Below are 22,961 nucleotides of genomic sequence, written 5' to 3'. Positions count from 1 at the left end.
GTAAAACCTATCCATAATTTACGTTAATGTTACTCTCGTCATTATCACGGCCCATTAATCACGGAGCGAAAAATGGCGACTCACTTTGCCAGAGGGATACTTACGGAGGGACAGTTGGTTTCAATTCGTCTCTCTTCGCCTTGTCATATTGAAGCCAGAAACCTACCTGCTCACCGACGAACGCGTTTTCTCGCCTCCAGAGGCCTTCTCGCCGAACTGATGTTTATGCTGTACGGGATTGGCGAGCTACCGGAAATCATTATTCAGGCGAAAGGTAAACCCGCGTTTCGTGATAAAAATCTGCCAGGGTTTTCTATCTCCTATGCCGGAAATATGGTTGGCGTGGCGTTGACCACCGAAGGAGAGTGTGGGCTGGATATGGAGTTGCAGCGCACCTCACGCGGCTTTCACAGCCCGCATTCGCTCGAACGCCACCCTTTCTCCCGTAATGAAAATTTATGGGTAGCCAATCAAAACGATCCCAACGAAGCACGAGCGCAACTCATTACATTGCGTCAGAGCGTGTTAAAACTCACCGGCGATGTCATGAATGGCGATCCGCGGGAGCTGCAACTTTTACCCGTTGCCGGACGCCTCAAGTGCGCGCATGTCACGCAGCTTGAAGCCGTGTGTGATGCGGAAGATGTGCTGGTGTGGTCCGTGGCCGTTACGCCAGCGATAGAAAAGTTGAAGGTGTGGGAGTTCGATGGAAAACTGGGTTGGAAAAGCCTGCCCGATATCCAGACGCGCGCCAATGAGCCACCCGGTCGCCTGATGCGATTCGCCCAACTCCCCGCCGTCAAATCGTATACGCTTAATCGTTCGTAATGAAAAAAGGGGCACGTATGTCTGAAACACTGAATGTGGTTACATTGCTGGGAAGTTTGCGCAAAGGTTCCTTTAACGGAATGGTGGCGCGTACGCTGCCTAAAGTCGCGCCGGCAGGAATGACGGTATCGCCGCTGCCTTCGATCGGAGATATTCCGCTGTATGACGCCGATATCCAGCAAGAAGAAGGATTTCCGGCCAGCGTAGAGGCACTGGCAGAGCAGATTCGCAACGCCGACGGCGTCATCATTGTGACGCCGGAATATAACTATTCAGTTCCAGGCGGCCTGAAGAATGCCATCGACTGGCTATCCCGTCTGCCTGAACAGCCGCTGGCGGGTAAGCCGGTCCTTATCCAGACCAGTTCAATGGGGGCGATTGGCGGCGCGCGCTGTCAGTATCATCTGCGCCAGATTCTGGTGTTCCTCGACGCGATGGTGATGAATAAACCGGAATTTATGGGCGGCGTGATTCAGAATAAAGTCGACCCGCAAGCCAGAGAAGTAATCGACCAAAGCACACTGGACCATTTAACGGGCCAACTGACCGCGTTTGGCGACTATATCCAGCGCGTAAAAGCGTAATCCGCAATGCCCGGCAGCGACGCTTACCGGGCTTACGCCAGGCCGGATAAGGTATTCACACCGCTATCCGGCAATACATGGATTAATGCGCGTCGATAAAGACAATCTTCAACACGAATAACAGCGCGACAATCACCACGCATGGGCTGAGATCGCGCAGGCGGCCGGTACCAATTTTCATCACGCAGTACGAGATAAATCCCAGCGCGATACCTTCGGTAATGGAGAAGCTAAACGGCATCATCACGGCGGTAATAAAGGCCGGAACGGACTCCGTTAAATCCTGCCACTTCACACGCGCCAGGCTGGATGTCATTAACACGCCCACGTAAATCAGCGCGCCGGCCGCGGCATAACCTGGCACCATCCCCGCCAGCGGCGACAGGAAAATGACCAGCAAGAATAGCAAACCGACTACCACGGCAGTGAGGCCGGTACGTCCGCCCACAGAGACGCCAGAAGAGGATTCAATATACGCGGTAACAGAGGAAGTACCGATAAACGCCCCGGTGACAGAAGAGACGCTATCGACAAACAGCGCCTGCTTCATGCGCGGAAATTTACCTTTCTCATCCGCCAGACCGGCTTTATCCGTCACGCCAATCAGCGTACCGGAAGAGTCAAACAGGTTCACCAGCATAAAAGAGAAGATGACGCCTGCCAGCCCCAGATTCAGCGAGCCGGCCAGATCGACATGACCAATTACCGTAGAGACGCTTGGCGGCGCGGAAACGATGCCGTTGTAATGCACATCGCCCAACATCCAGCCCAGCAGCGTGGTGACTATAATAGAGACCAGCACTGCCGCATGAATGTTGCGGGACGCCAGAATAGCGATGATAAAGAAGCCCAGAATGCCCAACAATACGCTGTGGGAAGTCAGGTTGCCGATGCTGACCAGAGTTTCCGGATTGGCGACGATCACGCCGGCGTTTTTCAGGCCCATCATACCGATGAACAGACCGATACCACTAGTGATACCCACGCGCAGGCTGACAGGAATGTTGGCGATCATCCAGTAACGCACGCGGAAAATGGTCAGCAGCAGCAGTCCGATTGCGCCCCAGAAAATCGCGCCCATCCCAACTTGCCACGGCAGTCCCATCGCCTGGACAACGACAAAGGCGAAGAAAGCGTTCAACCCCATCGCTGGCGCGAGCGCCACCGGCAGGTTAGCGAACAGGCCCATCAGAATACTGCCAAAGGCCGCAATCAGACAGGTGGTCACAAAGACGGCGCTGGTGTCCATGCCAGCTACGCCCAGAATTTGCGGGTTAACAAAAACGATATAAACCATCGTCAGGAAAGTGGTAAAACCGGCGATCACTTCGGTTCGTGCCGTCGTGCCATGTTCGCGTAGTTTAAACACGCGTTCCAGCATACCCTGACCAGAAGCCTGGGTGGTGTGTTGTTGACTCATTATCAATTTCCGGAGAAAGGAGGGAAAATTCGCCGTTATCCTATACCAAAATACGACACCTGGCGCAGTTGTGTGGTAATTTTTTTCACTCAATTTGTTAGTACGGCAACGATTGCGTCTCTCAATTCAACATTACGTAAACGTTAAACTTATTAAAATGGAAATGACATGTCCCAAATCGAAGCGGTGTTTTTTGACTGCGACGGCACGCTGGTCGACAGTGAAGTGATTTGTTCGCGCGCCTATGTCGCTATGTTCCGGCAGTTCGGCATTACGCTTGAGCTCGCGGAAGTATTCAGACGCTTTAAAGGCGTAAAGCTCTACGAAATTATCGATACCATCAGTAAAGAGCATGGCGTTGCGCTGGCAAAGGCGGAGCTGGAACCCGTGTATCGCGCCGAGGTTGCTCGTCTGTTCGATGCAGATCTGGAAGCCATTGCGGGCGCGAATATCCTGCTGGAGAGTATTAAGACACCCATGTGCGTGGTATCTAACGGGCCAGTCAGTAAGATGCAGCATTCGCTGGGTAAACTGGGCATGTTGCATCATTTTCCCGATTTGCTGTTTAGCGGTTACGATATTCAACGCTGGAAGCCCGATCCGGCGCTAATGCTCCATGCGGCGAACGCCATGAAGGTCAATGTTGAGAAGTGTATTCTGGTGGATGATTCCAGCGCAGGCGCACAGTCAGGAATCGCGGCAGGAATGGAAGTATTTTATTTCTGCGCCGATCCGCATAACAAGCCGATCGATCACCCTAACGTGACGACGTTTACCGATTTGGCGCAGTTGCCGGGATTATGGAAAGCGCGCGGGTGGGAGATTACGCGCTGAAAAAACAAAGCCGGATGGCTCGTAGGCCGGATAAGCGTTAGCATCATCCGGCGAATTACCCGGTGGCGCAAGCTTACCGGGCCTACGTTTTGTGGCGCTTTCGGATCGTTGCCCCCCCACCACAAACCTTATTCTTTTGGATCTTTACCCGCCAGCAGCTTATCCAGTTCGTCGCCGCCGACGTGACGGAAATCCTGTCCCTTCACGAAGTAGAAGATATATTCGCAAATATTCTGGCAGCGGTCGCCGATACGCTCGATAGAACGGGCGCAGAACAACGCGGTCAGCACGCTGGGAATCGTGCGCGAATCTTCCATCATGTAGGTCATGAGCTGACGCACGATTCCTTCATACTCCTGGTCAACCTTCTTATCTTCACGATAGATGCGCACCGCTTCGTCGAGATCCATCCGCGCGAATGCGTCCAGTACGTCGTGTAGCATCTGTACGGTATGGCGGCCCAGCGATTCCAGACTCACCAACAGCGGCTGATGCTGTTGGGAGAATTTTTCCAGCGCGGTACGGCAGATTTTATCCGCCACGTCGCCAATACGCTCCAGTTCGGCGATAGTTTTGATAATCGCCATTACCAGACGCAGATCGCTCGCCGTCGGCTGGCGCTTGGCGATAATACGCACGCAGGCTTCGTCGATGGCAACTTCCATCATATTGACCTGATGGTCGCCTTCTACCACGCGTTTCGCCAGCTCGCTGTCCTGGTTGTGCATGGCGGTGATAGCGTCAGAAAGCTGCTGTTCCACCATGCCGCCCATGGTCATTACCTGAGTGCGGATGCTTTCCAGTTCAGCGTTGAACTGGCCGGAAATATGTTTATTAAGGTTCAGACTGTCCATTACGCACTCCTGAATTAACCGTAACGACCGGTGATATAGTCTTCTGTTTGTTTCTTCGCGGGCTTGGTGAACAGATCGTCCGTATTGCTGAACTCAATCAACTCGCCCAGGTACATAAACGCCGTATGATCGGAACAACGTGCCGCTTGCTGCATGTTGTGGGTCACGATCACCACGGTGTAATCCTGTTTTAGCTCGGTGATCAGCTCTTCAATACGCCCGGTGGAGATAGGGTCCAGAGCTGAACATGGCTCATCCAGCAGCAACACTTCCGGACGAATGGCGATACCGCGCGCAATGCACAGACGCTGCTGCTGACCACCGGAGAGAGAGTACCCGCTCTGGTGCAATTTATCTTTGGTTTCGTTCCATAATGCGGCTTTGGTCAACGCCCACTGCACGCGCTCATCCATATCGGCGCGAGGCAGCTTCTCAAACAGACGCACGCCAAAGGCGATGTTGTCATAGATGGACATCGGGAACGGCGTCGGCTTCTGGAATACCATCCCCACTTTCGCGCGAAGCAGCGCGATATCCTGGGTGTTGGTGAGAATATTGTCGCCATCCAGCAGAATTTCACCTTCGGCGCGCTGCTCCGGATAAAGCGAATACATTTTATTGAAGGTGCGCAGCAGCGTCGATTTACCGCAGCCGGATGGCCCGATAAATGCCGTTACCTGATTCTTCGCGATATCCAGATTAATGTTCTTCAGGGCATGGAATTTGCCGTAGTAGAAGTTCAAATCACGAACCTGAATCTTACTCGGGGCAGTTTCAACCATACTCATTTCACTCTTTTCCTCATCATGCCTGATAGCGCGTAGCTTTAAGGCCTACAAATGTATGCAACCCGTAGGCCGGATAAGGCGTTTATGCCGCCATCCGGCAATGTCTTTAACCGTGTTTTTTCTTCGCGAAAACAACACGCGCCAGAATATTTAGTAGCAGCACGCACAGGGTAATAATCAGCACGCCCGCCCAGGCCAATTGTTGCCATTCAGCAAACGGGCTCATCGCGAATTTAAAGATGGTTACCGGCAGGTTGGCGATCGGCTGCATCATGTCGGTGCTCCAGAACTGGTTGGAGAGCGCGGTAAACAACAATGGCGCAGTTTCCCCGGCAATACGGGCAACCGCCAGCAGCACACCGGTAATAATCCCGGATATGGACGCTTTCAGCGTAATGGCAGAGATCATTTTCCATTTCGGCGTTCCCAACGCATAGGCTGCTTCACGCAGGCTGTCCGGTACCAGCTTCAACATGTTCTCGGTAGTACGGATAACGATCGGCACCTGCAACAGCGCCAGCGCAATCACACCCGCCCAACCGGAGAAGTGCTGCATCTGCGCCACCACGATGGTGTAAACAAACAGCCCCACAACAATTGACGGCGCGGAAAGCAGAATGTCGTTAATAAAGCGAATGATTTCCGTCAGCCAGGATTTGCGGCCATATTCCGCCAGATAGATCCCGGCCATAATCCCCAGCGGCGTACCCAATACGGTAGCCCAGAGAATCAACAATCCACTCCCCGCCAGGGCGTTCGCCAGCCCGCCGCCCGCCGTGTTCGGCGGCGGCGTCATTTCGGTAAACAGCGCCAGCGACATACCATCAATGCCGCGCGTGATGGTGGACATCAAAATCCAGATCAGCCAGAACAGGCCAAATGCCATCGTCGCCATTGAGAGCGTTAATGCGATACGGTTCTTCATGCGGCGACGCGCCTGCATCTTGCGACGGGATTCCGCGAGCTGCGCGGTGTTCTGCATATCAAGCGTAGCCATTAACGTGCTCCCTCGTTCTTCGCAAGACGCATAATCATGAACTTAGACGCCGCCAGAACGATAAAGGTGATCACAAACAGGATCAGTCCCAGTTCCATCAACGCTGCCACGTGCAGGCCCGATTCCGCTTCGGCGAATTCGTTGGCCAGGGCGGAAGTGATGCTGTTGCCCGGCATATACAGTGACGCGCTGTCGAGCTGATAAGTGTTGCCGATGATAAAAGTGACCGCCATCGTCTCACCCAGCGCACGTCCCAGTCCCAGCATAATGCCGCCAATGACGCCATTTTTGGTGAACGGCAGCACGATGCGCCAGATAACTTCCCAGGTAGTACAGCCGATACCATAGGCTGACTCTTTCATCATTACCGGCGTTTGCTCGAAGACGTCGCGCATAACCGCCGCAATATAGGGGATTATCATGATGGCGAGGATGACGCCTGCCGCCAGAATGCCGATACCAAACGCCGGACCGGAGAACAACGCGCCGACAAAAGGAATGTTGGAAAGAATATTGCCGACCGGCTCCTGGAAGTACGTCGCAAACAGCGGCGCGAAGATAAACAGCCCCCACATGCCGTACACAATACTGGGGATAGCCGCCAGCAGTTCAATGGCAATGCCCAGCGGACGCTTCAGCCAGCCTGGCGCCAGCTCGGTTAAAAACAGGGCAATGCCGAAACTGACCGGAACGGCAATCAGCAATGCGATAAAGGAGGTCACCAGCGTGCCGTAAATGGGCACCAGCGCGCCGTAGATATCGTTTGGCGCATCCCACTCCTTAGTCCAAAGGAATGAGAAACCAAATTTCTGAATACTTGGCCAGGAGGAGATGATCAATGAGACGATAATACCGCCCAACATCAATAGCACAATCAGCGCAGCCAGTTTTACCAGCGCGCTGAAAATCATGTCGCCTTTTTTACCCGGCGGGTTAAAAGCAGGCTTGGTTGCAGCCATAAATCACTCTTTAAGTTAAACGCGTTTACGAAGTTGCCGGATGGCGCTGCGCTTATCCGGCCTACAGTCAGAACCGTAGGACGGGTAAACGTAAGCGTCACCCGCCATTTTCGTCAGAATACTAAATTAATACAATGCCTTACCGCTGCTGTCTTTTATGCTGGTCTTCCAGGCGGTACGAATCTGCTCAACGACGTTATCCGGCAGGCTGGCGTAATCCAGATCATTCGCCTGCTTAGCGCCATTTTTGTATGCCCAGTCGAAGAACTTCAACACTTCAGAACCCTGCTCAGGTTTCTTCTGCACTTTGTGGACCAGGATAAACGTGGTGGAGGTGATTGGCCACACATCGTCACCTTTCTGGTTGGTCAGATCCTGTGCGAAGGTTTTGCTCCAGTCTGCGCCTTTCGCCGCATTAGAGAAGCTCTCTTCCGTCGGGCTTACCGGTTTGCCATCAGCAGAAATCAGTTTGGTGTAGGCCAGATTGTTCTGCTTGGCATACGCATACTCAACGTAGCCGATAGCGCCTGGCAGACGCTGTACAAACGCTGCGATGCCGTCGTTACCTTTCCCCCCCAGGCCGGTTGGCCAGTTCACGGTAGAACCCGCGCCCACTTTCGATTTCCACTCGTCGTTGACTTTCGCCAGGTAACTGGTGAAAACGAAGGAAGTGCCGGAACCGTCAGCGCGACGCACCACGGCGATATTCTGTGAGGGCAGCTTCACGCCCGGGTTCAGTTTGGTGATGGCTTCATCATCCCACTTTTTGATTTTACCGAGGTAGATGTCGCCCAGCGTTTTACCGTCCAGCACCAGTTCGCCGGATTTGAGCCCTGGAATATTCACCGCCAGCACCACGCCGCCAATGACGGTCGGAAACTGGAACAGGCCTTCCTGATTCAGTTTTTCATCAGACAGCGGCGCATCGGACGCGCCAAAATCAACGGTATTTGCGGTAATTTGTTTCACGCCGCCGGAAGAGCCTATTCCCTGGTAATTGACTTTGTTACCGGTTTCTTTCTGGTAGGTATCCGCCCATTTGGCATATACCGGCGCAGGAAACGTTGCACCGGCACCTGTCAGGCTTGCTGCTGCAAAGGCAGAGAACGCGCTCATCGATAAGGTCGCGGCGACAACAGTTGCGACAGTGGTACGCATAACTTTCATAATGTCTCCTGCACGGTTTCGGTAAATCATTGTTTGAGTTGCTACGATGAGCAAAATAGGACAAACAGGTGACAGTTAAATGTACTTAATATTACAGTTTTATGACAATCAACAATATCGACATCACGATTTTATAAACATATTAAAAAACAATATGTTATTTATTATCACTATCGTCATATTGCAAAAAAATTTTCTTTTTATGACACGGAGAACAGGCAGGAAAGATGACAGTTTGTCATCATAAAATAATAAGAGAAATGCCCCGCTGCTGCGGGGCATGGAGGGGGTTATTCCACCGTTACTGATTTCGCCAGGTTACGCGGCTGGTCAACATCGGTGCCTTTAATCAGCGCCACGTGATACGCCAGCAGTTGCAGCGGAACAGTGTAGAAGATGGGCGCAATGACCTCTTCCACATGCGGCATCTCAATGATGTGCATGTTGTCGCTGCTGACGAAACCCGCATCCTGATCGGCGAAGACATAAAGCTGACCGCCGCGAGCGCGAACTTCTTCGATGTTGGATTTCAGTTTCTCCAGCAGTTCGTTGTTCGGCGCCACCACAATAACCGGCATATCGGCGTCAATCAGCGCCAGCGGGCCGTGTTTCAGCTCGCCTGCCGCGTAAGCTTCAGCATGAATGTAAGAGATTTCTTTCAGCTTCAGCGCGCCTTCAAGCGCAATCGGATATTGATCGCCACGACCGAGGAACAGCGCGTGATGCTTGTCGGAGAAATCTTCTGCAAGCGCTTCGATGCGTTTGTCCTGCGAGAGCATCTGCTCAATACGGCTCGGCAGCGCCTGTAGGCCATGAACGATGTCATGCTCAATGGACGCATCCAGGCCTTTCAGACGCGCCAGTTTCGCCACTAGCATTAGCAAAACGGTCAGTTGGGTGGTGAACGCCTTCGTAGAAGCAACGCCGATTTCCGTCCCGGCGTTAGTCATCATCGCCAGATCGGATTCACGCACCAGAGAAGAGCCCGGTACGTTACAAATGGCGAGCGATCCGAGGTAGCCCAATTCTTTGGATAAACGCAGGCCCGCTAAGGTGTCTGCCGTTTCGCCAGACTGGGAGAGCGTGATCATCAGGCTGTTACGGCGCACCGCAGATTTGCGATAGCGAAATTCCGAGGCAATTTCCACGTCACACGGAATTCCGGCCAGCGCTTCAAACCAGTAGCGAGAGACCATCCCGGAGTTGTACGACGTACCGCAGGCGATAATCTGGATATGTTCAACCTGAGACAACAATTCGTTGGCTTTCGGCCCTAGCTCGCTTAAATCCACCTCACCGTGGCTGATACGCCCGGTCAGCGTATTTTTAATCGCGTTCGGCTGTTCGTAGATCTCTTTCTGCATATAGTGGCGGTAAATGCCTTTATCACCGGCGTCATACTGCAGATTAGATTCAATATCCTGACGTTTCACTTCCGCACCGGTTTTATCGAAAATAGCGACCGAACGACGGGTCACTTCTGCGATATCGCCCTCTTCCAGGAAGATAAAGCGGCGGGTCACCGGCAGTAGGGCCAACTGATCGGAAGCGATAAAGTTTTCGCCCATGCCCAGACCGATAACCAGCGGGCTACCCGAACGGGCAGCCAGCAACGTATCCGGATGGCGGGTATCCATGATCACCGTGCCATATGCGCCACGCAGTTGTGGGATCGCACGTAGAACCGCGTCTCGCAGAGTACCGCCTTGTTTCAGCTCCCAGTGCACTAAGTGAGCAATTACTTCCGTGTCGGTCTCGGAAGCAAAGGTGTAACCGCGCGCTTTTAACGCTTCACGCAGCGGTTCATGGTTTTCGATGATGCCGTTATGCACCACCACGATGTGTTCAGAAACATGCGGATGCGCGTTTGCTTCTGAAGGTTCACCGTGCGTTGCCCAACGCGTGTGAGCAATCCCCGTCCCGCCGTGCAGCGGATGTTCTTCCGCGGCCTGAGACAGCATTTGTACCTTACCGAGACGACGTAGACGGGTCATGTGCCCTTGCGCATCCACCACGGCCAGGCCGGCCGAGTCGTAACCACGGTATTCCAGACGACGTAAACCTTCGAGAAGGATTTCAGCTACATCACGCTGCGCGATAGCGCCAACAATTCCACACATAGTTTAATTTCCTGATTATGGCATTTCGCCATGCGTTGTCGCTAACCTGTATGCCCGTCGTGGCGGGCGCCCCGAGCCTTGTAGAGAGTGGGGTTATTTTTATAAGTACTGCTCATTGAGCGGAGGATTATTTTATCCTCTCATCTCCGGTCTGCCGGATGGCGCTGACGCTTATCCGGCCTACAAAAACAGGTTGAATGTCGGGCGGGCAAGCGAAGCGCTCCCGCCATGATCGTGATTTACTTTTTCTTCACCGGACGCTGCCAGCCTTGCTTATGAACCTGCGGCACGCGGCTTAATACCAGTTCATTGTCGGCTACGTTACGGGTGACGGTAGTCCCTGCGGCGATGGTGGCCCCTTTACCGACAGTAACCGGCGCCACCAGTTGGGTATCGGAGCCAACAAACACATCGTCGCCAATAACCGTTTTGAATTTGTTCGCGCCATCATAATTACAGGTGATGGTCCCCGCGCCGATATTCACGTTGTCGCCGATATCCGCATCGCCCAGGTAGGCCAGATGGCCGGCTTTAGAACCCTTACCGAGGCGCGCTTTTTTCATCTCAACGAAATTGCCGACGTGAGCGCCCGCTAACAGCTCCGCGCCGGGACGCAGGCGGGCAAACGGGCCGATGGTACAGGCCGGATCTAAGCGCGCATCTTCCACCACGCTATAGGGGCTGATTTCACAGTCATCGCCAATCACGCTGTTTTTGATAATGCAGCCCGCGCCAATCTTCACCCGATGACCGAGCGTCACGTTACCTTCGATGATAACATTAGTATCAATTTCCACATCACGTCCGTGAACCAGATTACCGCGCAGATCAAAACGTGCCGGGTCACGCAGCATCACTCCTGCCAGCAGCAGTTTCTCTGCCTGCTCGGCCTGGTAAATACGTTCCAGACGAGAAAGCTGCAGACGGTTATTCACACCGTCCGTTTCACTGATGCGGGCCGGATGTACCGCGGCGATTTCCCGTCCTTCCTGATAAGCCAGCGCAATGATATCAGTGATGTAATATTCACCCTGCGCATTATTGTTAGTCAGCTTAGACAACCAGCGTTTCATGTCCGCGCCGTTGGCAATCAGAATACCGGTGTTAATTTCCTGGATCTGACGCTGTTCATCAGTGGCGTCTTTATGTTCAACGATGCCAGTCACTTTACCGTTTTCACGCGTAATACGACCATAGCCGCTCGGATCGTCCAGCTTCACGGTTAATAACCCAATACCGCCCTGCGGTTTGGCATCGCGCAGGCGCTGTAAGGTTTCAACCGAAATCAGCGGCACGTCGCCGTAAAGCATTAAAATATCTTCATCGTCGCTAAAGAAGGGCGCGGCCTGCTGCATTGCGTGACCTGTTCCCAACTGTTCCGCCTGAAGCACCCAGTTCAGGTTATCGTTTTTCAGCGTCTGTTTAAGCAGGTCGCCACCATGGCCGTAGACCAGATGTACCTGTGAGGCGCCTAATTCATTAGCAGCATCAATGACATGCTGCACCATTGCTTTACCCACAAGTGTGTGCAGCACTTTAGGAATATCGGAATACATGCGCGTGCCTTTACCTGCGGCAAGGATCACTACGCTCATAGCACTATTTAACATACGCGTCCTGACTGTAATTTGAGAACGAATTTATACTGTTTCACTTTGAAAATACTACATTTTTTTCATCGTAAAATGGAAGGAGGATAAAACGCTCGATCGCGGGGTTCCTCCGACGGCGATGGCGACATTTTCGACCATTGACGCGGTGTTTGTCTTGTGAAAAGTCGCGCTATGCCTTGATTAAAGCGTTAGGGTGATGTTTTTGCTATTTTTTTGAGCCATGAAGTAAGATTCGGCATAGGTCATAAATCACAGGTAAAAAAAAACCAGCCTGAGATCAGACTGGTTTTATGCTTTCAAGCCGGTGTTACATCGCTTTTTTGGTCAACTCGATAACGCGTAGTTTAGCGATCGCTTTGGCCAGTTCCGCAGACGCCTGAGCGTAATCCACGTCACCGTGCGAGCTCTTAATGTGCTCTTCGGCTTTACGCTTCGCTTCCAGGGCTCGCGCTTCGTCGAGATCCTGACCGCGAATCGCAGTATCCGCCAGAACGGTCACGGTGCCAGGCTGCACTTCCAGAATGCCGCCGGACAGATAGATAAACTCTTCATGACCGTGCTGCTTAACGATGCGAATCATACCAGGCTTAATGGCGGTGAGCAGCGGCGCGTGACCCGGGTAAATTCCCAGTTCGCCTTCGCTACCCGTAACCTGGATTTTCTCGACCAGACCGGAGAACATTTGTTGCTCCGCGCTGACGACATCCAGGTGGTAAGTCATTGCCATATCACCCTCCGATTAAGGCGTTAAAGTTTTTTGGCTTTTTCCACGGCTTCGTCGATGGAACCGACCATGTAGAACGCCTGCTCCGGCAGGTGATCGTATTCGCCTTCCATGATGCCTTTAAAGCCACGGATGGTGTCTTTCAGGGAGACGTATTTGCCCGGAGAACCGGTAAATACTTCCGCCACGAAGAACGGCTGGGACAGGAAGCGCTGAATCTTACGAGCACGCGCTACCACCAGTTTATCTTCTTCAGACAGTTCATCCATACCCAGGATGGCGATGATGTCTTTCAGTTCCTGATAACGCTGCAGGATGGACTGAACGCCACGCGCGGTGTCGTAGTGTTCCTGGCCTACTACCAGCGGGTCCAACTGACGGCTGGTGGAATCCAGCGGGTCAACGGCCGGGTAGATACCCAGGGATGCGATCTGACGGCTCAGTACCACGGTTGCATCTAAGTGAGCAAAGGTGGTGGCTGGAGATGGGTCAGTCAAGTCATCCGCTGGTACGTATACCGCCTGTACGGAGGTGATAGAACCGGTTTTGGTGGAGGTGATACGTTCCTGCAGAACGCCCATCTCTTCCGCCAGAGTCGGCTGATAACCTACCGCGGAAGGCATACGACCCAGCAGTGCGGATACTTCCGTACCGGCGAGGGTATAACGGTAGATGTTGTCGACGAACAGCAGAACGTCACGACCTTCATCACGGAATTTTTCCGCCATGGTCAGGCCGGTCAATGCAACGCGCAGACGGTTTCCCGGTGGCTCGTTCATCTGGCCATACACCAGGGATACTTTATCGATAACGTTAGAGTCGGTCATTTCGTGGTAGAAGTCGTTACCCTCACGAGTACGTTCACCTACGCCCGCAAACACAGAGTAACCGGAGTGCTCGATCGCGATGTTACGGATAAGCTCCATCATGTTTACGGTTTTACCTACACCCGCGCCACCGAACAGACCGACTTTACCGCCCTTCGCGAACGGACACATCAGGTCGATAACTTTGATACCGGTTTCCAGCAGTTCCTGAGAGTTTGACAACTCTTCGTAGGACGGCGCCGCGCGGTGAATCGCCCAACGCTCTTCTTCGCCGATCTCGCCTTTCATATCGACCGGTTCACCCAGGACGTTCATGATACGACCCAGCGTTGCTTTACCTACCGGGACTTCGATCGGGTGTTCGAGATCTTTTACATCAAGACCGCGACGCAGACCGTCAGAAGACCCCATCGCGATGGTACGCACGATACCGCCGCCAAGCTGCTGCTGAACTTCCAGCACCAGCTTCTCATTACCATTCTGCACCTCAAGAGCATCGTACACGCGTGGTACGGCATCCTGAGGGAACTCGACGTCGACCACGGCGCCGATTACCTGGACAATCTTTCCAGTAGCCATCTTAAATCCTCTACGAAATAACCTGGTTAAACCGCGGCGGCCCCCGAGACGATCTCGGTGAGTTCCTGAGTAATGCTGGCCTGACGAGCTTTGTTGTATACCAACTGCAGCTCTTTAATCAGGCTGCCGCCATTATCGGTTGCGGCTTTCATCGCCACCATTCGTGCGGCCTGCTCGCTGGCCAGGTTTTCTACCACGCCCTGATAAACCTGAGATTCCACATAACGACGCAGGAGAGTATCCAGCAGCGCTTTCGGATCTGGCTCATACAGGTAATCCCAGGCTTTACGCTTCAGATCATCATCTTCTGACGCCGGCAGCGGCAGCAGTTGAGTGATCGTCGGCACCTGAGACATGGTGTTAATAAATTTGTTGCTGACAATGTAAAGCTTGTCCAGACGGCCTTCGTCGTAGGCCTGCAACATCACTTTAACCGGACCGATCAGTTCGGACAGAGAAGGGTTATCCCCCATACCTGTCACCTGAGCGACAACGTTGCCGCCTACGGAATTAAAGAATGACACGCCCTTAGAGCCGATCATTGCGAGTTCGCACTGAACGCCTTTATCGGACCATGCCTTCATATCCGCCAGCAGCTTTTTGAACAGGTTAATGTTCAAGCCGCCGCACAAACCACGGTCGGTCGACACTACCAGATAGCCCACGCGTTTAACGTCGCGCTCTTCCAGGTAGGGGTGCTTATATTCCAGATTACCGTTCGCAAGGTGACCAATCACTTTGCGCATGGTCTCTGCATAAGGACGGCTGGCCGCCATGCGATCCTGCGATTTACGCATTTTGGAAGCGGCGACCATCTCCATCGCTTTAGTGATCTTTTGCGTGTTCTGGACGCTTGCGATCTTACTACGTATCTCTTTTGCGCCGGCCATGAGCTTCTCCTCAATGCCTTGCGGCCTGCCCTAAGGCAAGCCGCCAGACGTTACCAGGACTGGGTTGCTTTGAAGGAATCGAGGATGCCTTTCAGCTTGCCTTCGATTTCATCGTTATAGCCACCGGACTGGTTGATCTCTTGCATCAGCGGAGCGTGATCACGGTCGACGTAAGCCAGCAATGCGGCTTCGAAGCTACCGATTTTCGCCAGTTCGACATCCGCCAGATAACCACGTTCTGCTGCGAACAGAACCAGAGACTGCTGCGCGACGGACATCGGCGCATACTGTTTCTGTTTCAGCAGTTCGGTCACTTTCTGACCGTGGTCAAGCTGTTTACGGGTGGCATCGTCAAGGTCGGATGCAAACTGAGAGAACGCCGCCAGTTCACGATACTGCGCCAGCGCGGTACGAATACCACCGGACAGTTTTTTCATGATCTTGGTCTGGGCTGCGCCACCTACACGGGATACGGAGATACCCGGGTTAACCGCTGGACGAATACCGGCGTTAAACAGGTTAGATTCCAGGAAGATCTGACCATCGGTAATCGAAATTACGTTGGTCGGAACGAACGCGGAAACGTCACCTGCCTGCGTTTCGATAATCGGCAACGCGGTCAGTGAGCCAGTTTTCCCTTTTACTTCACCTTTGGTGAAGGCTTCGACGTAGTCGGCGTTAACACGCGCAGCACGCTCCAGCAGACGAGAGTGGAGGTAGAATACGTCTCCCGGGAATGCTTCACGTCCAGGCGGACGACGGAGCAGCAGGGAAATCTGACGATAAGCAACAGCCTGTTTAGACAGGTCATCGTAAATGATCAGCGCATCTTCGCCACGGTCACGGAAGTATTCACCCATTGCGCAACCGGCATACGGTGCCAGATATTGCAGTGCAGCGGATTCGGACGCAGTCGCCACCACAACAATGGTATTAGCCAGCGCGCCGTGTTCTTCCAGTTTACGCACCACGTTAGAGATGGTGGACGCTTTCTGGCCGATAGCGACATAGATACATTTGATGCCGGAGTCGCGCTGGTTGATGATGGCGTCGATAGCCAGCGCGGTTTTACCGGTCTGACGGTCACCGATGATCAGTTCACGCTGACCACGACCGATTGGAATCATGGAGTCAACGGCTTTATAACCGGTCTGCACCGGCTGATCGACAGACTGGCGATCGATAACGCCCGGCGCGATAGCTTCAACGGCAGAGAAGCCGTCATTATCAACCGGACCTTTACCGTCGATTGGCGCCCCCAGGGTGTTTACCACACGTCCCAGCAGGCCGCGGCCAACAGGAACTTCCAGGATACGACCCGTACATTTAACTTTCATGCCTTCGGCAAGGTCAGCGTACGGACCCATGACTACCGCACCCACAGAGTCGCGCTCCAGGTTCAGTGCGATAGCGTAACGGTTCCCCGGCAGGGAGATCATTTCACCCTGCATACAATCGGCGAGGCCGTGAATGCGGATAACCCCGTCACTTACAGAAACAATAGTACCTTCGTTGTGAGCTTCACTCACAACATTGAACTGAGCAATGCGCTGCTTGATCAGTTCGCTGATTTCGGTGGAATTCAGTTGCATGCTCCAGTCCCCTTAAGACTGCAAGACGTCTGCAAGGCGCTCAAGACGGCCGCGTACGCTGCCATCAATGACCATATCACCCGCCCGGATGATAACGCCTGCCATTACAGACTTATCGATTTTGCAATTCAGCTTCACTTTGCGTGACAGACGTTTTTCCATCGCGGCGCTGATTTTCGAAAGCTGCTCTTCACTCAATGCGGTTGCCGACGTAACTTCTACCTCGGAGGTAGCTTCACTGGCGGCACGCAGGTGAATAAACTGCTCCAGAACATCCGGGAGCGCGTTCAGACGATTATTTTCAGCCATCACCCGAATCAGGTTCTGACCATTTTCGTCTAACTGCTCACCGCAGACTGCGATAAACGACTCAGCGAGCGTTTCCGGCGCCAGCGCGCCAGAGAGAAGCTCTGCCATTTGTTCGTTCTTGGTTACCTCGGCGGCAAACGCCAGCATATCCTGCCAGCGCTCTACACTTTGGTGTTCAACGGCAAAGTCAAAAGCTGCTTTGGCGTAGGGGCGAGCTACCGTAACAAATTCAGACATCAGCCCCTCCCTCCTTACAGTTCAGCGACAAGTTTATCCACGATGTCGCTGTTAGCAGCTTCATCCACGGAACGTTCGATGATCTTCTCGGCGCCAGCAACAGCCAGGATAGCAACTTGCTTACGCAGCTCTTCACGGGCGCGTTTACGCTCGGCTTCAATTTCAGCCTGCGCCTGCGCCACGATTTTAGTACGTTCCTGCTCTGCTTCAGTTTTGGCTTCGTCCAGGATCTGAGCGCGGCGTTTGTTTGCCTGCTCGATGATTACCTGAGCTTCCGCTTTCGCTTTTTTCAGCTGGTCGGTCGCGCTGGCCTTTGCAAGGTCAAGATCCTTATGTGCTCGTTCAGCAGAAGCAAGACCGTCAGCAATTTCTTTCTGACGTTTCTCGATGGCAGCCATTAACGGCGGCCATACGTACTTCATGCAAAACCAGACAAAGAGAATAAACGCGATGGCCTGGCCGAGGATTGTTGCGTTAAGATTCACAGCACAATGCCTCTATCTAGTTAACCTTCTGATATTGCTCTTAATTCAAGCAACGCTTACTACGCGACAGCGAACATCACGTACAGACCCAGACCTACAGCGATCATCGGGATAGCATCCACCAGACCCATAACGATAAAGAACTGAGTACGCAGCAGAGGAATCAGATCAGGTTGACGCGCCGCGCCTTCCAGGAATTTACCCCCGAGGATGCCGATACCGATCGCAGCACCGATTGCCGCCAGACCCATCATCACAGCGGCAGCCATGTACAGCAGATCCATATTCAGGTTTTCCATGACAGTCTCCAGTTTGTTTCAGTTAAAACGTAGTAGTGTTGGTAAATTAATGCTCTTCGGACGCCATCGACAGATAGACAATCGTCAGAACCATGAAAATGAAGGCTTGCAGCGTAATAATCAGGATGTGGAAAATGGCCCACGGCACATTCAGAATCCACTGTGACCACCACGGCAACAGACCAGCAATCAGAATGAAAATCAGCTCACCGGCATACATGTTGCCGAACAGTCGCAGACCGAGAGAAACCGGTTTGGACAGCAGACTTACCCCTTCAAGGATTAAGTTGACAGGAATGAACGCCCAGTGATTGAACGGCTGCAGCGTCAACTCTTTTGCGAAGCCGCCGATGCCTTTCATTTTGATGCTGTAGTACAGAATAAGGATGAATACGCCCAGCGCCATCGACAGGGTGATGTTAACGTCAGCAGACGGCACCACGCGCGTTGCCGGCAGACCCAGCCAATGCTCAGCGATATACGGCAGCAGGTCGATAGGCAGTAAGTCCATCAGGTTCATCAGGAATACCCAAACGAAAATCGTCAGGGCCAGCGGCGCAATCAGCTTGCTTTTGCCATGGTACATGTCTTTGACGCTGCCATGCACAAAGCCGACTATCAGCTCAATCGCGGTCTGAAACTTGCCTGGCACGCCGCTGGTCGCTTTTTTAGCAACGCTACGGAACATCACCAGGAACAACAGACCCAGCACCACCGAGAAGAACATGGAGTCAATATTGAGCGTCCAGAAGGTGGCTGGGGGGTTCTGCGGATCCACCAGCGAGAATGTACGCAGGTCCAGCTGAAGGTTATTCAGGTGGTGTCCTATGTAATCCTGCGGCGTCATATTTTCTGAAGCCATGATGCCTTTTACCCTTTGTTGTTAATTACAGCCGGCGCCAGTATCTGAACCACCAGCACCAAAACCCACGTAACGATCAGCGGCAAAAACACCGCCTTTAAAACCGCCAACGCCACCACCAGTAAAACCAGCATCGCTAACACCTTAAAGGCTTCACCGAAGGCGAAAGTCCAGGACACGCGGCCCTTAGCAGGTGTATGCGCCTGGTGACGCCAGGCAAATATCATAAACAACATATTAGGCAGTGCCACTGCCAATCCCCCGCACAATGCGGAGATGCCCCAGAAGGGGTCTTTGAGGCAAAACAGCAAGCCACTTGCTATTACCGCCAGAAACTGAATGAACAGAAGCTTACGAGCAACGTTTCGACTCTCGAGCGACACAGACATCACGTTTTTACTCCTGCTCCCTTCGAGGTAGGCCGCGTGTCGTATAAAACGTTCTTTAAGACTTAGAGTCAAGCATCAAAAAGCGGTCAAATTATACGGTGCGCCCCCGTGATTTCAAACATTAAGTAGCCAAAAGGTGAATAAATGTTTAAATATTTTTCTCTGGCCCGCATTTTTAACTTTTAGCCAAAGTGTGAACGATCGTACAAAACTGCAAATAGCGCGAAAACACTGGCGATAAAGTGTGCACCAGATCACATATTAAACATATTCACGCTTACGCAATTCATTTACGTGTCAATTCATGCCTTTTCATCTTTTTGATATTTAAGCGTAAAACCAGGCACTGTTTTAAAAATACCGGCTTACACCCTTAAAACGCCCCATTGACATTTATAATAAAAATTTAACAAGCAAAAGTGGTTTTTTGATTCGATTTTTAGCAGGCTTATATTTACAAAGTTGATTACTCTCTATTTTAACAAAAGCAGCAGCGTTGTAATGTTGAAAAGAAACCGTAAATTCAGGGTTAAATGTAACAACGCTGAAATGCGTTACGCCTGTCGATTTTTAACACAAGCTGCGTCGTTTTTTTTCTATTTTTTTTGATAAAAATTAAACTTTGTTTGACTTAATAATCACCAGGTGCCGCTCCCCTTCCAGTTGCGGAACGCGTAATTTTTCAACAGATTCGACGCTAAAATCATCAGGTAGCGAGGCAATCTCATCCTCTGGCAATTGCCCTTTTAAGGCATAAAAACGCCCTTTCTCTCCTGGCAGATGATGACACCAGCTCACCATATCATTCAACGATGCGAAAGCGCGGCTGATAACGCCATCAAACGGTGGCTCGGAGGGATAGGCTTCAACGCGGCTTTGAACCGGCGTGATGTTTTCCAGTTTAAGTTCATGCTGAACCTGACGCAGAAAACGCACCCGCTTGCCCAGGCTGTCGAGTAAGGTGAAATGCGCGTCAGGGAGAACAATAGCCAGCGGAATGCCCGGCAGTCCCGGTCCCGTTCCTACATCGATAAAACGCTGTCCCTGGAGATATGGCGCAACAACAATGCTGTCGAGGATGTGGCGAACAACCATTTCAGCCGGATCGCGAACGGACGTCAGATTATAGGCTTTATTCCATTTATGCAGCATATCAACGTAGGCGACCAGCTGCGTTTTCTGGTGATCGGTAAGCGAAATGCCAGCCTCATCCAGCAGGCGAGAAAGTTTGTTAAGCACAGTAGATACCTGTAGTTTTCTTTGCCGGACGGCGGCGTTGCCTTATCCGGCCTACCAATTTTAGGACGGGAAAGCGCAGAGCCCCGTCAAAAAGGTTATTAAGCGCTGCGACGCAGCATACCTTGTTTTTTCAGCCATACCAGCAGAATGGAGATTGCCGCTGGCGTGACGCCGGAGATACGCGATGCCTGGCCGATAGACGCCGGTTTATGATCGTTCAGCTTGGCGATAACTTCGTTCGACAGACCGGAAACCTGACGATAATCCAGCGTGGCAGGCAACAACGTATTCTCGTTACGTAGTTGTTTTTCAATCTCATCCTGCTGGCGAGCGATATAGCCTTCGTATTTAACCTGGATTTCCACCTGCTCAGCGGCTTGCTCATCTTCAAGCGCAGGCGCGAATGCAGAAAGCGAAGTGAGCTGCGCGTAGGTCATTTCCGGACGACGCAACAGATCTTCGCCGCTGGCCTCACGGGAGAGAGGCGTGGTCAAATGCGCATTCACTTCATCAGCGGATTCCGCAGACGGCGTTACCCATGTCGATTTCAGCCGCTGACGTTCGCGTTCGATATTTTCCAGCTTCTCGTTGAATCGCGCCCAGCGTTCATCATCCACCAGACCCAGCTCGCGGCCCATTTCGGTCAGACGCAGATCGGCGTTGTCCTCACGCAGCATCAGGCGATATTCGGCGCGGGAGGTAAACATGCGATACGGCTCTTTGGTGCCCAGCGTACACAGATCGTCCACCAGCACGCCGAGATAAGCCTGAGAACGCGCAGGCGCCCAGCCCTCTTTGTCGGCGGAAAGACGCGCGGCATTCAGACCAGCGAGCAAGCCCTGCGCCGCAGCCTCTTCATAGCCGGTAGTACCGTTGATTTGACCAGCAAAGAACAGGCCGTGAATAAATTTACTTTCCAGTGTCGGTTTCAGATCGCGCGGGTCGAAGAAATCATACTCAATCGCGTAACCAGGGCGAACGATCTTCGAGTTCTCCATGCCCTGCATGGAACGGACAATCTGCATCTGCACGTCAAACGGCAGGCTGGTGGAGATACCGTTAGGGTAAATCTCGTTAGAGGTCAGCCCTTCCGGCTCAAGGAAGATCTGATGCTGGTTACGATCGGCAAAACGCATCACTTTGTCTTCGATCGACGGACAGTAGCGCGGGCCGATCCCTTCGATCACCCCGGCATACATTGGGCTACGATCGAGATTATTACGGATCACGTCATGGGTTTTCTCATTGGTATGCGTGATGTAACACGGCACCTGTTGCGGATGCTGAGAAGTATTCCCCATAAACGAGAAAACCGGCATCGGGTTATCGCCATGCTGTTGAGCCAACACGCTGAAATCGATAGTGCGCGCATCAATACGCGGCGGCGTACCGGTCTTCAGGCGGCTAACGCGTAGCGGGAGTTCACGCAGACGGTGAGACAGCGGGATAGACGGCGGATCGCCGGCACGGCCGCCGCTGTAGTTATCCAGCCCAATATGGATTTTTCCATCCAGGAACGTGCCCACCGTCAGTACAACGGCTTTGGCGCGGAATTTGAGGCCCATTTGGGTCACTGCGCCGACGACACGATCATTCTCGACAATCAGATCTTCAACGGCTTGCTGGAAGATCATCAGGTTCGGCTGGTTCTCCAGCGCGGTGCGTATCGCCTGACGATACAAGACTCGATCCGCCTGGGCGCGGGTGGCGCGAACGGCCGGGCCTTTGCTGGCGTTTAGTATCCTAAACTGGATACCTGCCCGATCGATCGCTTTCGCCATCAGACCGCCGAGCGCATCCACTTCTTTTACCAGATGTCCCTTCCCAATACCGCCAATCGCCGGGTTGCAGCTCATTTGTCCCAGCGTGTCGATATTGTGTGTCAAAAGCAGAGTCTGTTGACCCATACGCGCTGCGGCCATTGCGGCCTCAGTGCCTGCATGACCCCCGCCAATGATAATGACGTCAAAAGGATCCTGATAAAACATGGTAATTGCCTCGCATAACGCGGTGTGAAAATGGATTGAAGCCCGGGCGGTGGATTCTACTCAACTTTAGCTGATGGAGAAAGCCCCGGGATCCTAGCTATTAAAAAGAAGATCTTTTTATTTAGAGATCTGTTCTATTGTGATCTCTTATTAGGATCGCATCAGGCTGTGGATAACCCGGAACCTGTAATAAAGATCAATGCGTTGGAAAGGATCACTAGCTGTGAATGATCGGTGATCGTGGCCCGTATAAGCTGGGATCAAAACAGGCAGTTATACACAACTCAAAAAGTGAACAATGGTTATTCTTTGGATAACTACCGGTTGATCCAAGCTTTCCACCAGAGTTATCCACAGTTGATCGCACGATCTTTACA

At 52.6% G+C, this 22,961-nt stretch carries 22 protein-coding genes; 3 read left to right on the top strand and 19 right to left on the bottom strand.

Annotation, left to right across the window (positions count from 1 at the left end; all coding sequences use genetic code 11):
• The first annotated feature begins 72 nt into the window (after positions 1–72).
• Positions 73–828 (top strand): 4'-phosphopantetheinyl transferase superfamily protein, encoded by a 756-nt coding sequence (locus ACE15A_RS23085; protein ID WP_023247195.1) that lies wholly within the window; start codon positions 73–75, stop codon positions 826–828.
• A complete protein-coding gene (locus ACE15A_RS23080; protein WP_077918443.1) occupies positions 828–1,412 on the top strand; it encodes an NADPH-dependent FMN reductase in 585 nt (194 codons plus the stop codon). Before ACE15A_RS23085 ends, ACE15A_RS23080 begins: the two co-directional genes overlap by 1 nt.
• An 82-nt stretch (positions 1,413–1,494) precedes the next feature.
• Here the strand turns inward: ACE15A_RS23080 and adeP are convergent, their stop codons facing one another.
• Positions 1,495–2,832, bottom strand: coding sequence for an adenine permease AdeP (gene adeP / locus ACE15A_RS23075; RefSeq protein ID WP_053511052.1), 1,338 nt, complete (start codon positions 2,830–2,832; stop codon positions 1,495–1,497).
• Positions 2,833–3,000: 168 nt separating this feature from the next.
• On the opposite strand from adeP, the gene yieH reads away from it, so the two are divergent.
• Positions 3,001–3,666 carry a 6-phosphogluconate phosphatase gene (yieH, locus tag ACE15A_RS23070; RefSeq protein ID WP_023247192.1) on the top strand — a complete coding sequence of 222 codons (666 nt, stop codon included), beginning with the start codon at positions 3,001–3,003 and terminating at the stop codon, positions 3,664–3,666.
• A 128-nt stretch (positions 3,667–3,794) separates the two neighbouring features.
• Here yieH and phoU read toward each other — a convergent pair whose 3' ends face one another.
• From phoU to mnmG, 18 genes are all read right to left on the bottom strand, one after another.
• The gene (phoU, locus tag ACE15A_RS23065) at positions 3,795–4,520 is read right to left on the bottom strand and encodes a phosphate signaling complex protein PhoU (RefSeq protein ID WP_000377800.1); all 726 of its coding nucleotides are present in this window, start codon (positions 4,518–4,520) and stop codon (positions 3,795–3,797) included.
• Positions 4,521–4,534: 14 nt separating this feature from the next.
• Positions 4,535–5,308, bottom strand: a complete 774-nt coding sequence (gene pstB, locus ACE15A_RS23060) for a phosphate ABC transporter ATP-binding protein PstB (protein WP_053511054.1) — start codon at positions 5,306–5,308, stop codon at positions 4,535–4,537.
• 106 nt (positions 5,309–5,414) lie between these two features.
• Complete coding sequence (gene pstA, locus ACE15A_RS23055) at positions 5,415–6,305, bottom strand: phosphate ABC transporter permease PstA (RefSeq protein ID WP_053511057.1); 891 nt, start codon at positions 6,303–6,305, stop codon at positions 5,415–5,417.
• Complete coding sequence (gene pstC / locus ACE15A_RS23050) at positions 6,305–7,264, bottom strand: phosphate ABC transporter permease PstC (RefSeq protein WP_000741630.1); 960 nt, start codon at positions 7,262–7,264, stop codon at positions 6,305–6,307. The genes pstA and pstC overlap by 1 nt, the downstream gene beginning before the upstream one ends.
• Before the next feature lie 126 nt (positions 7,265–7,390).
• Positions 7,391–8,431: a phosphate ABC transporter substrate-binding protein PstS gene (pstS, locus tag ACE15A_RS23045; RefSeq protein ID WP_023247190.1), complete on the bottom strand. Its 1,041-nt coding sequence runs from the start codon at positions 8,429–8,431 to the stop codon at positions 7,391–7,393.
• Positions 8,432–8,721: 290 nt separating this feature from the next.
• The gene (glmS, locus tag ACE15A_RS23040; protein WP_053511059.1) at positions 8,722–10,551 is read right to left on the bottom strand and encodes a glutamine--fructose-6-phosphate transaminase (isomerizing); all 1,830 of its coding nucleotides are present in this window, start codon (positions 10,549–10,551) and stop codon (positions 8,722–8,724) included.
• Positions 10,552–10,790: 239 nt separating this feature from the next.
• Positions 10,791–12,161: a bifunctional UDP-N-acetylglucosamine diphosphorylase/glucosamine-1-phosphate N-acetyltransferase GlmU gene (gene glmU / locus ACE15A_RS23035; RefSeq protein ID WP_064055826.1), complete on the bottom strand. Its 1,371-nt coding sequence runs from the start codon at positions 12,159–12,161 to the stop codon at positions 10,791–10,793.
• Positions 12,162–12,471: 310 nt separating this feature from the next.
• Positions 12,472–12,891, bottom strand: a complete 420-nt coding sequence (locus ACE15A_RS23030) for a F0F1 ATP synthase subunit epsilon (protein WP_001251972.1) — start codon at positions 12,889–12,891, stop codon at positions 12,472–12,474.
• A 20-nt stretch (positions 12,892–12,911) separates the two neighbouring features.
• Entirely contained in the window at positions 12,912–14,294 is a 1,383-nt protein-coding gene (gene atpD / locus ACE15A_RS23025) for a F0F1 ATP synthase subunit beta (protein ID WP_000190499.1), read from the bottom strand.
• Between the two features lie 26 nt (positions 14,295–14,320).
• Positions 14,321–15,184 carry a F0F1 ATP synthase subunit gamma gene (atpG, locus tag ACE15A_RS23020; protein ID WP_000896506.1) on the bottom strand — a complete coding sequence of 288 codons (864 nt, stop codon included), beginning with the start codon at positions 15,182–15,184 and terminating at the stop codon, positions 14,321–14,323.
• 50 nt (positions 15,185–15,234) lie between these two features.
• Entirely contained in the window at positions 15,235–16,776 is a 1,542-nt protein-coding gene (atpA, locus tag ACE15A_RS23015) for a F0F1 ATP synthase subunit alpha (RefSeq protein ID WP_001176751.1), read from the bottom strand.
• A gap of 12 nt (positions 16,777–16,788) precedes the next feature.
• A complete protein-coding gene (gene atpH / locus ACE15A_RS23010; protein WP_001288957.1) occupies positions 16,789–17,322 on the bottom strand; it encodes a F0F1 ATP synthase subunit delta in 534 nt (177 codons plus the stop codon).
• Between the two features lie 14 nt (positions 17,323–17,336).
• Positions 17,337–17,807 (bottom strand): F0F1 ATP synthase subunit B, encoded by a 471-nt coding sequence (gene atpF / locus ACE15A_RS23005; RefSeq protein WP_001052212.1) that lies wholly within the window; start codon positions 17,805–17,807, stop codon positions 17,337–17,339.
• 59 nt (positions 17,808–17,866) lie between these two features.
• The gene (atpE, locus tag ACE15A_RS23000; protein ID WP_000429386.1) at positions 17,867–18,106 is read right to left on the bottom strand and encodes a F0F1 ATP synthase subunit C; all 240 of its coding nucleotides are present in this window, start codon (positions 18,104–18,106) and stop codon (positions 17,867–17,869) included.
• A 46-nt stretch (positions 18,107–18,152) separates the two neighbouring features.
• Complete coding sequence (gene atpB, locus ACE15A_RS22995) at positions 18,153–18,968, bottom strand: F0F1 ATP synthase subunit A (protein WP_000135628.1); 816 nt, start codon at positions 18,966–18,968, stop codon at positions 18,153–18,155.
• An 8-nt stretch (positions 18,969–18,976) separates the two neighbouring features.
• Entirely contained in the window at positions 18,977–19,357 is a 381-nt protein-coding gene (gene atpI, locus ACE15A_RS22990) for a F0F1 ATP synthase subunit I (RefSeq protein ID WP_023247186.1), read from the bottom strand.
• Positions 19,358–19,972: 615 nt separating this feature from the next.
• Complete coding sequence (gene rsmG / locus ACE15A_RS22985; RefSeq protein WP_023247185.1) at positions 19,973–20,596, bottom strand: 16S rRNA (guanine(527)-N(7))-methyltransferase RsmG; 624 nt, start codon at positions 20,594–20,596, stop codon at positions 19,973–19,975.
• Between the two features lie 98 nt (positions 20,597–20,694).
• The gene (mnmG, locus tag ACE15A_RS22980) at positions 20,695–22,584 is read right to left on the bottom strand and encodes a tRNA uridine-5-carboxymethylaminomethyl(34) synthesis enzyme MnmG (RefSeq protein WP_023247184.1); all 1,890 of its coding nucleotides are present in this window, start codon (positions 22,582–22,584) and stop codon (positions 20,695–20,697) included.
• Between the last annotated feature and the right edge of the window lie 377 nt (positions 22,585–22,961).

Origin of the sequence: Salmonella sp. HY31, from assembly GCF_042604575.1 — a bacterium.
Lineage (GTDB): Bacteria > Pseudomonadota > Gammaproteobacteria > Enterobacterales > Enterobacteriaceae > Salmonella > Salmonella diarizonae.
This window is presented reverse-complemented; position numbering and strand designations above follow the sequence as displayed.

Bases quoted from the DNA above. Each gene is read 5' to 3' on its own strand.
- ACE15A_RS23085 (WP_023247195.1), top strand. From the start codon at position 73: ATGGCGACTCACTTTGCCAGAGGGATACTTACGGAGGGACAGTTGGTT.
- ACE15A_RS23080 (WP_077918443.1), top strand. From the start codon at position 828: ATGAAAAAAGGGGCACGTATGTCTGAAACACTGAATGTGGTTACATTG.
- adeP (WP_053511052.1), bottom strand. From the start codon at position 2,832: ATGAGTCAACAACACACCACCCAGGCTTCTGGTCAGGGTATGCTGGAA.
- yieH (WP_023247192.1), top strand. From the start codon at position 3,001: ATGTCCCAAATCGAAGCGGTGTTTTTTGACTGCGACGGCACGCTGGTC.
- phoU (WP_000377800.1), bottom strand. From the start codon at position 4,520: ATGGACAGTCTGAACCTTAATAAACATATTTCCGGCCAGTTCAACGCT.
- pstB (WP_053511054.1), bottom strand. From the start codon at position 5,308: ATGAGTATGGTTGAAACTGCCCCGAGTAAGATTCAGGTTCGTGATTTG.
- pstA (WP_053511057.1), bottom strand. From the start codon at position 6,305: ATGGCTACGCTTGATATGCAGAACACCGCGCAGCTCGCGGAATCCCGT.
- pstC (WP_000741630.1), bottom strand. From the start codon at position 7,264: ATGGCTGCAACCAAGCCTGCTTTTAACCCGCCGGGTAAAAAAGGCGAC.
- pstS (WP_023247190.1), bottom strand. From the start codon at position 8,431: ATGAAAGTTATGCGTACCACTGTCGCAACTGTTGTCGCCGCGACCTTA.
- glmS (WP_053511059.1), bottom strand. From the start codon at position 10,551: ATGTGTGGAATTGTTGGCGCTATCGCGCAGCGTGATGTAGCTGAAATC.
- glmU (WP_064055826.1), bottom strand. From the start codon at position 12,161: ATGTTAAATAGTGCTATGAGCGTAGTGATCCTTGCCGCAGGTAAAGGC.
- ACE15A_RS23030 (WP_001251972.1), bottom strand. From the start codon at position 12,891: ATGGCAATGACTTACCACCTGGATGTCGTCAGCGCGGAGCAACAAATG.
- atpD (WP_000190499.1), bottom strand. From the start codon at position 14,294: ATGGCTACTGGAAAGATTGTCCAGGTAATCGGCGCCGTGGTCGACGTC.
- atpG (WP_000896506.1), bottom strand. From the start codon at position 15,184: ATGGCCGGCGCAAAAGAGATACGTAGTAAGATCGCAAGCGTCCAGAAC.
- atpA (WP_001176751.1), bottom strand. From the start codon at position 16,776: ATGCAACTGAATTCCACCGAAATCAGCGAACTGATCAAGCAGCGCATT.
- atpH (WP_001288957.1), bottom strand. From the start codon at position 17,322: ATGTCTGAATTTGTTACGGTAGCTCGCCCCTACGCCAAAGCAGCTTTT.
- atpE (WP_000429386.1), bottom strand. From the start codon at position 18,106: ATGGAAAACCTGAATATGGATCTGCTGTACATGGCTGCCGCTGTGATG.
- atpB (WP_000135628.1), bottom strand. From the start codon at position 18,968: ATGGCTTCAGAAAATATGACGCCGCAGGATTACATAGGACACCACCTG.
- atpI (WP_023247186.1), bottom strand. From the start codon at position 19,357: ATGTCTGTGTCGCTCGAGAGTCGAAACGTTGCTCGTAAGCTTCTGTTC.
- mnmG (WP_023247184.1), bottom strand. From the start codon at position 22,584: ATGTTTTATCAGGATCCTTTTGACGTCATTATCATTGGCGGGGGTCAT.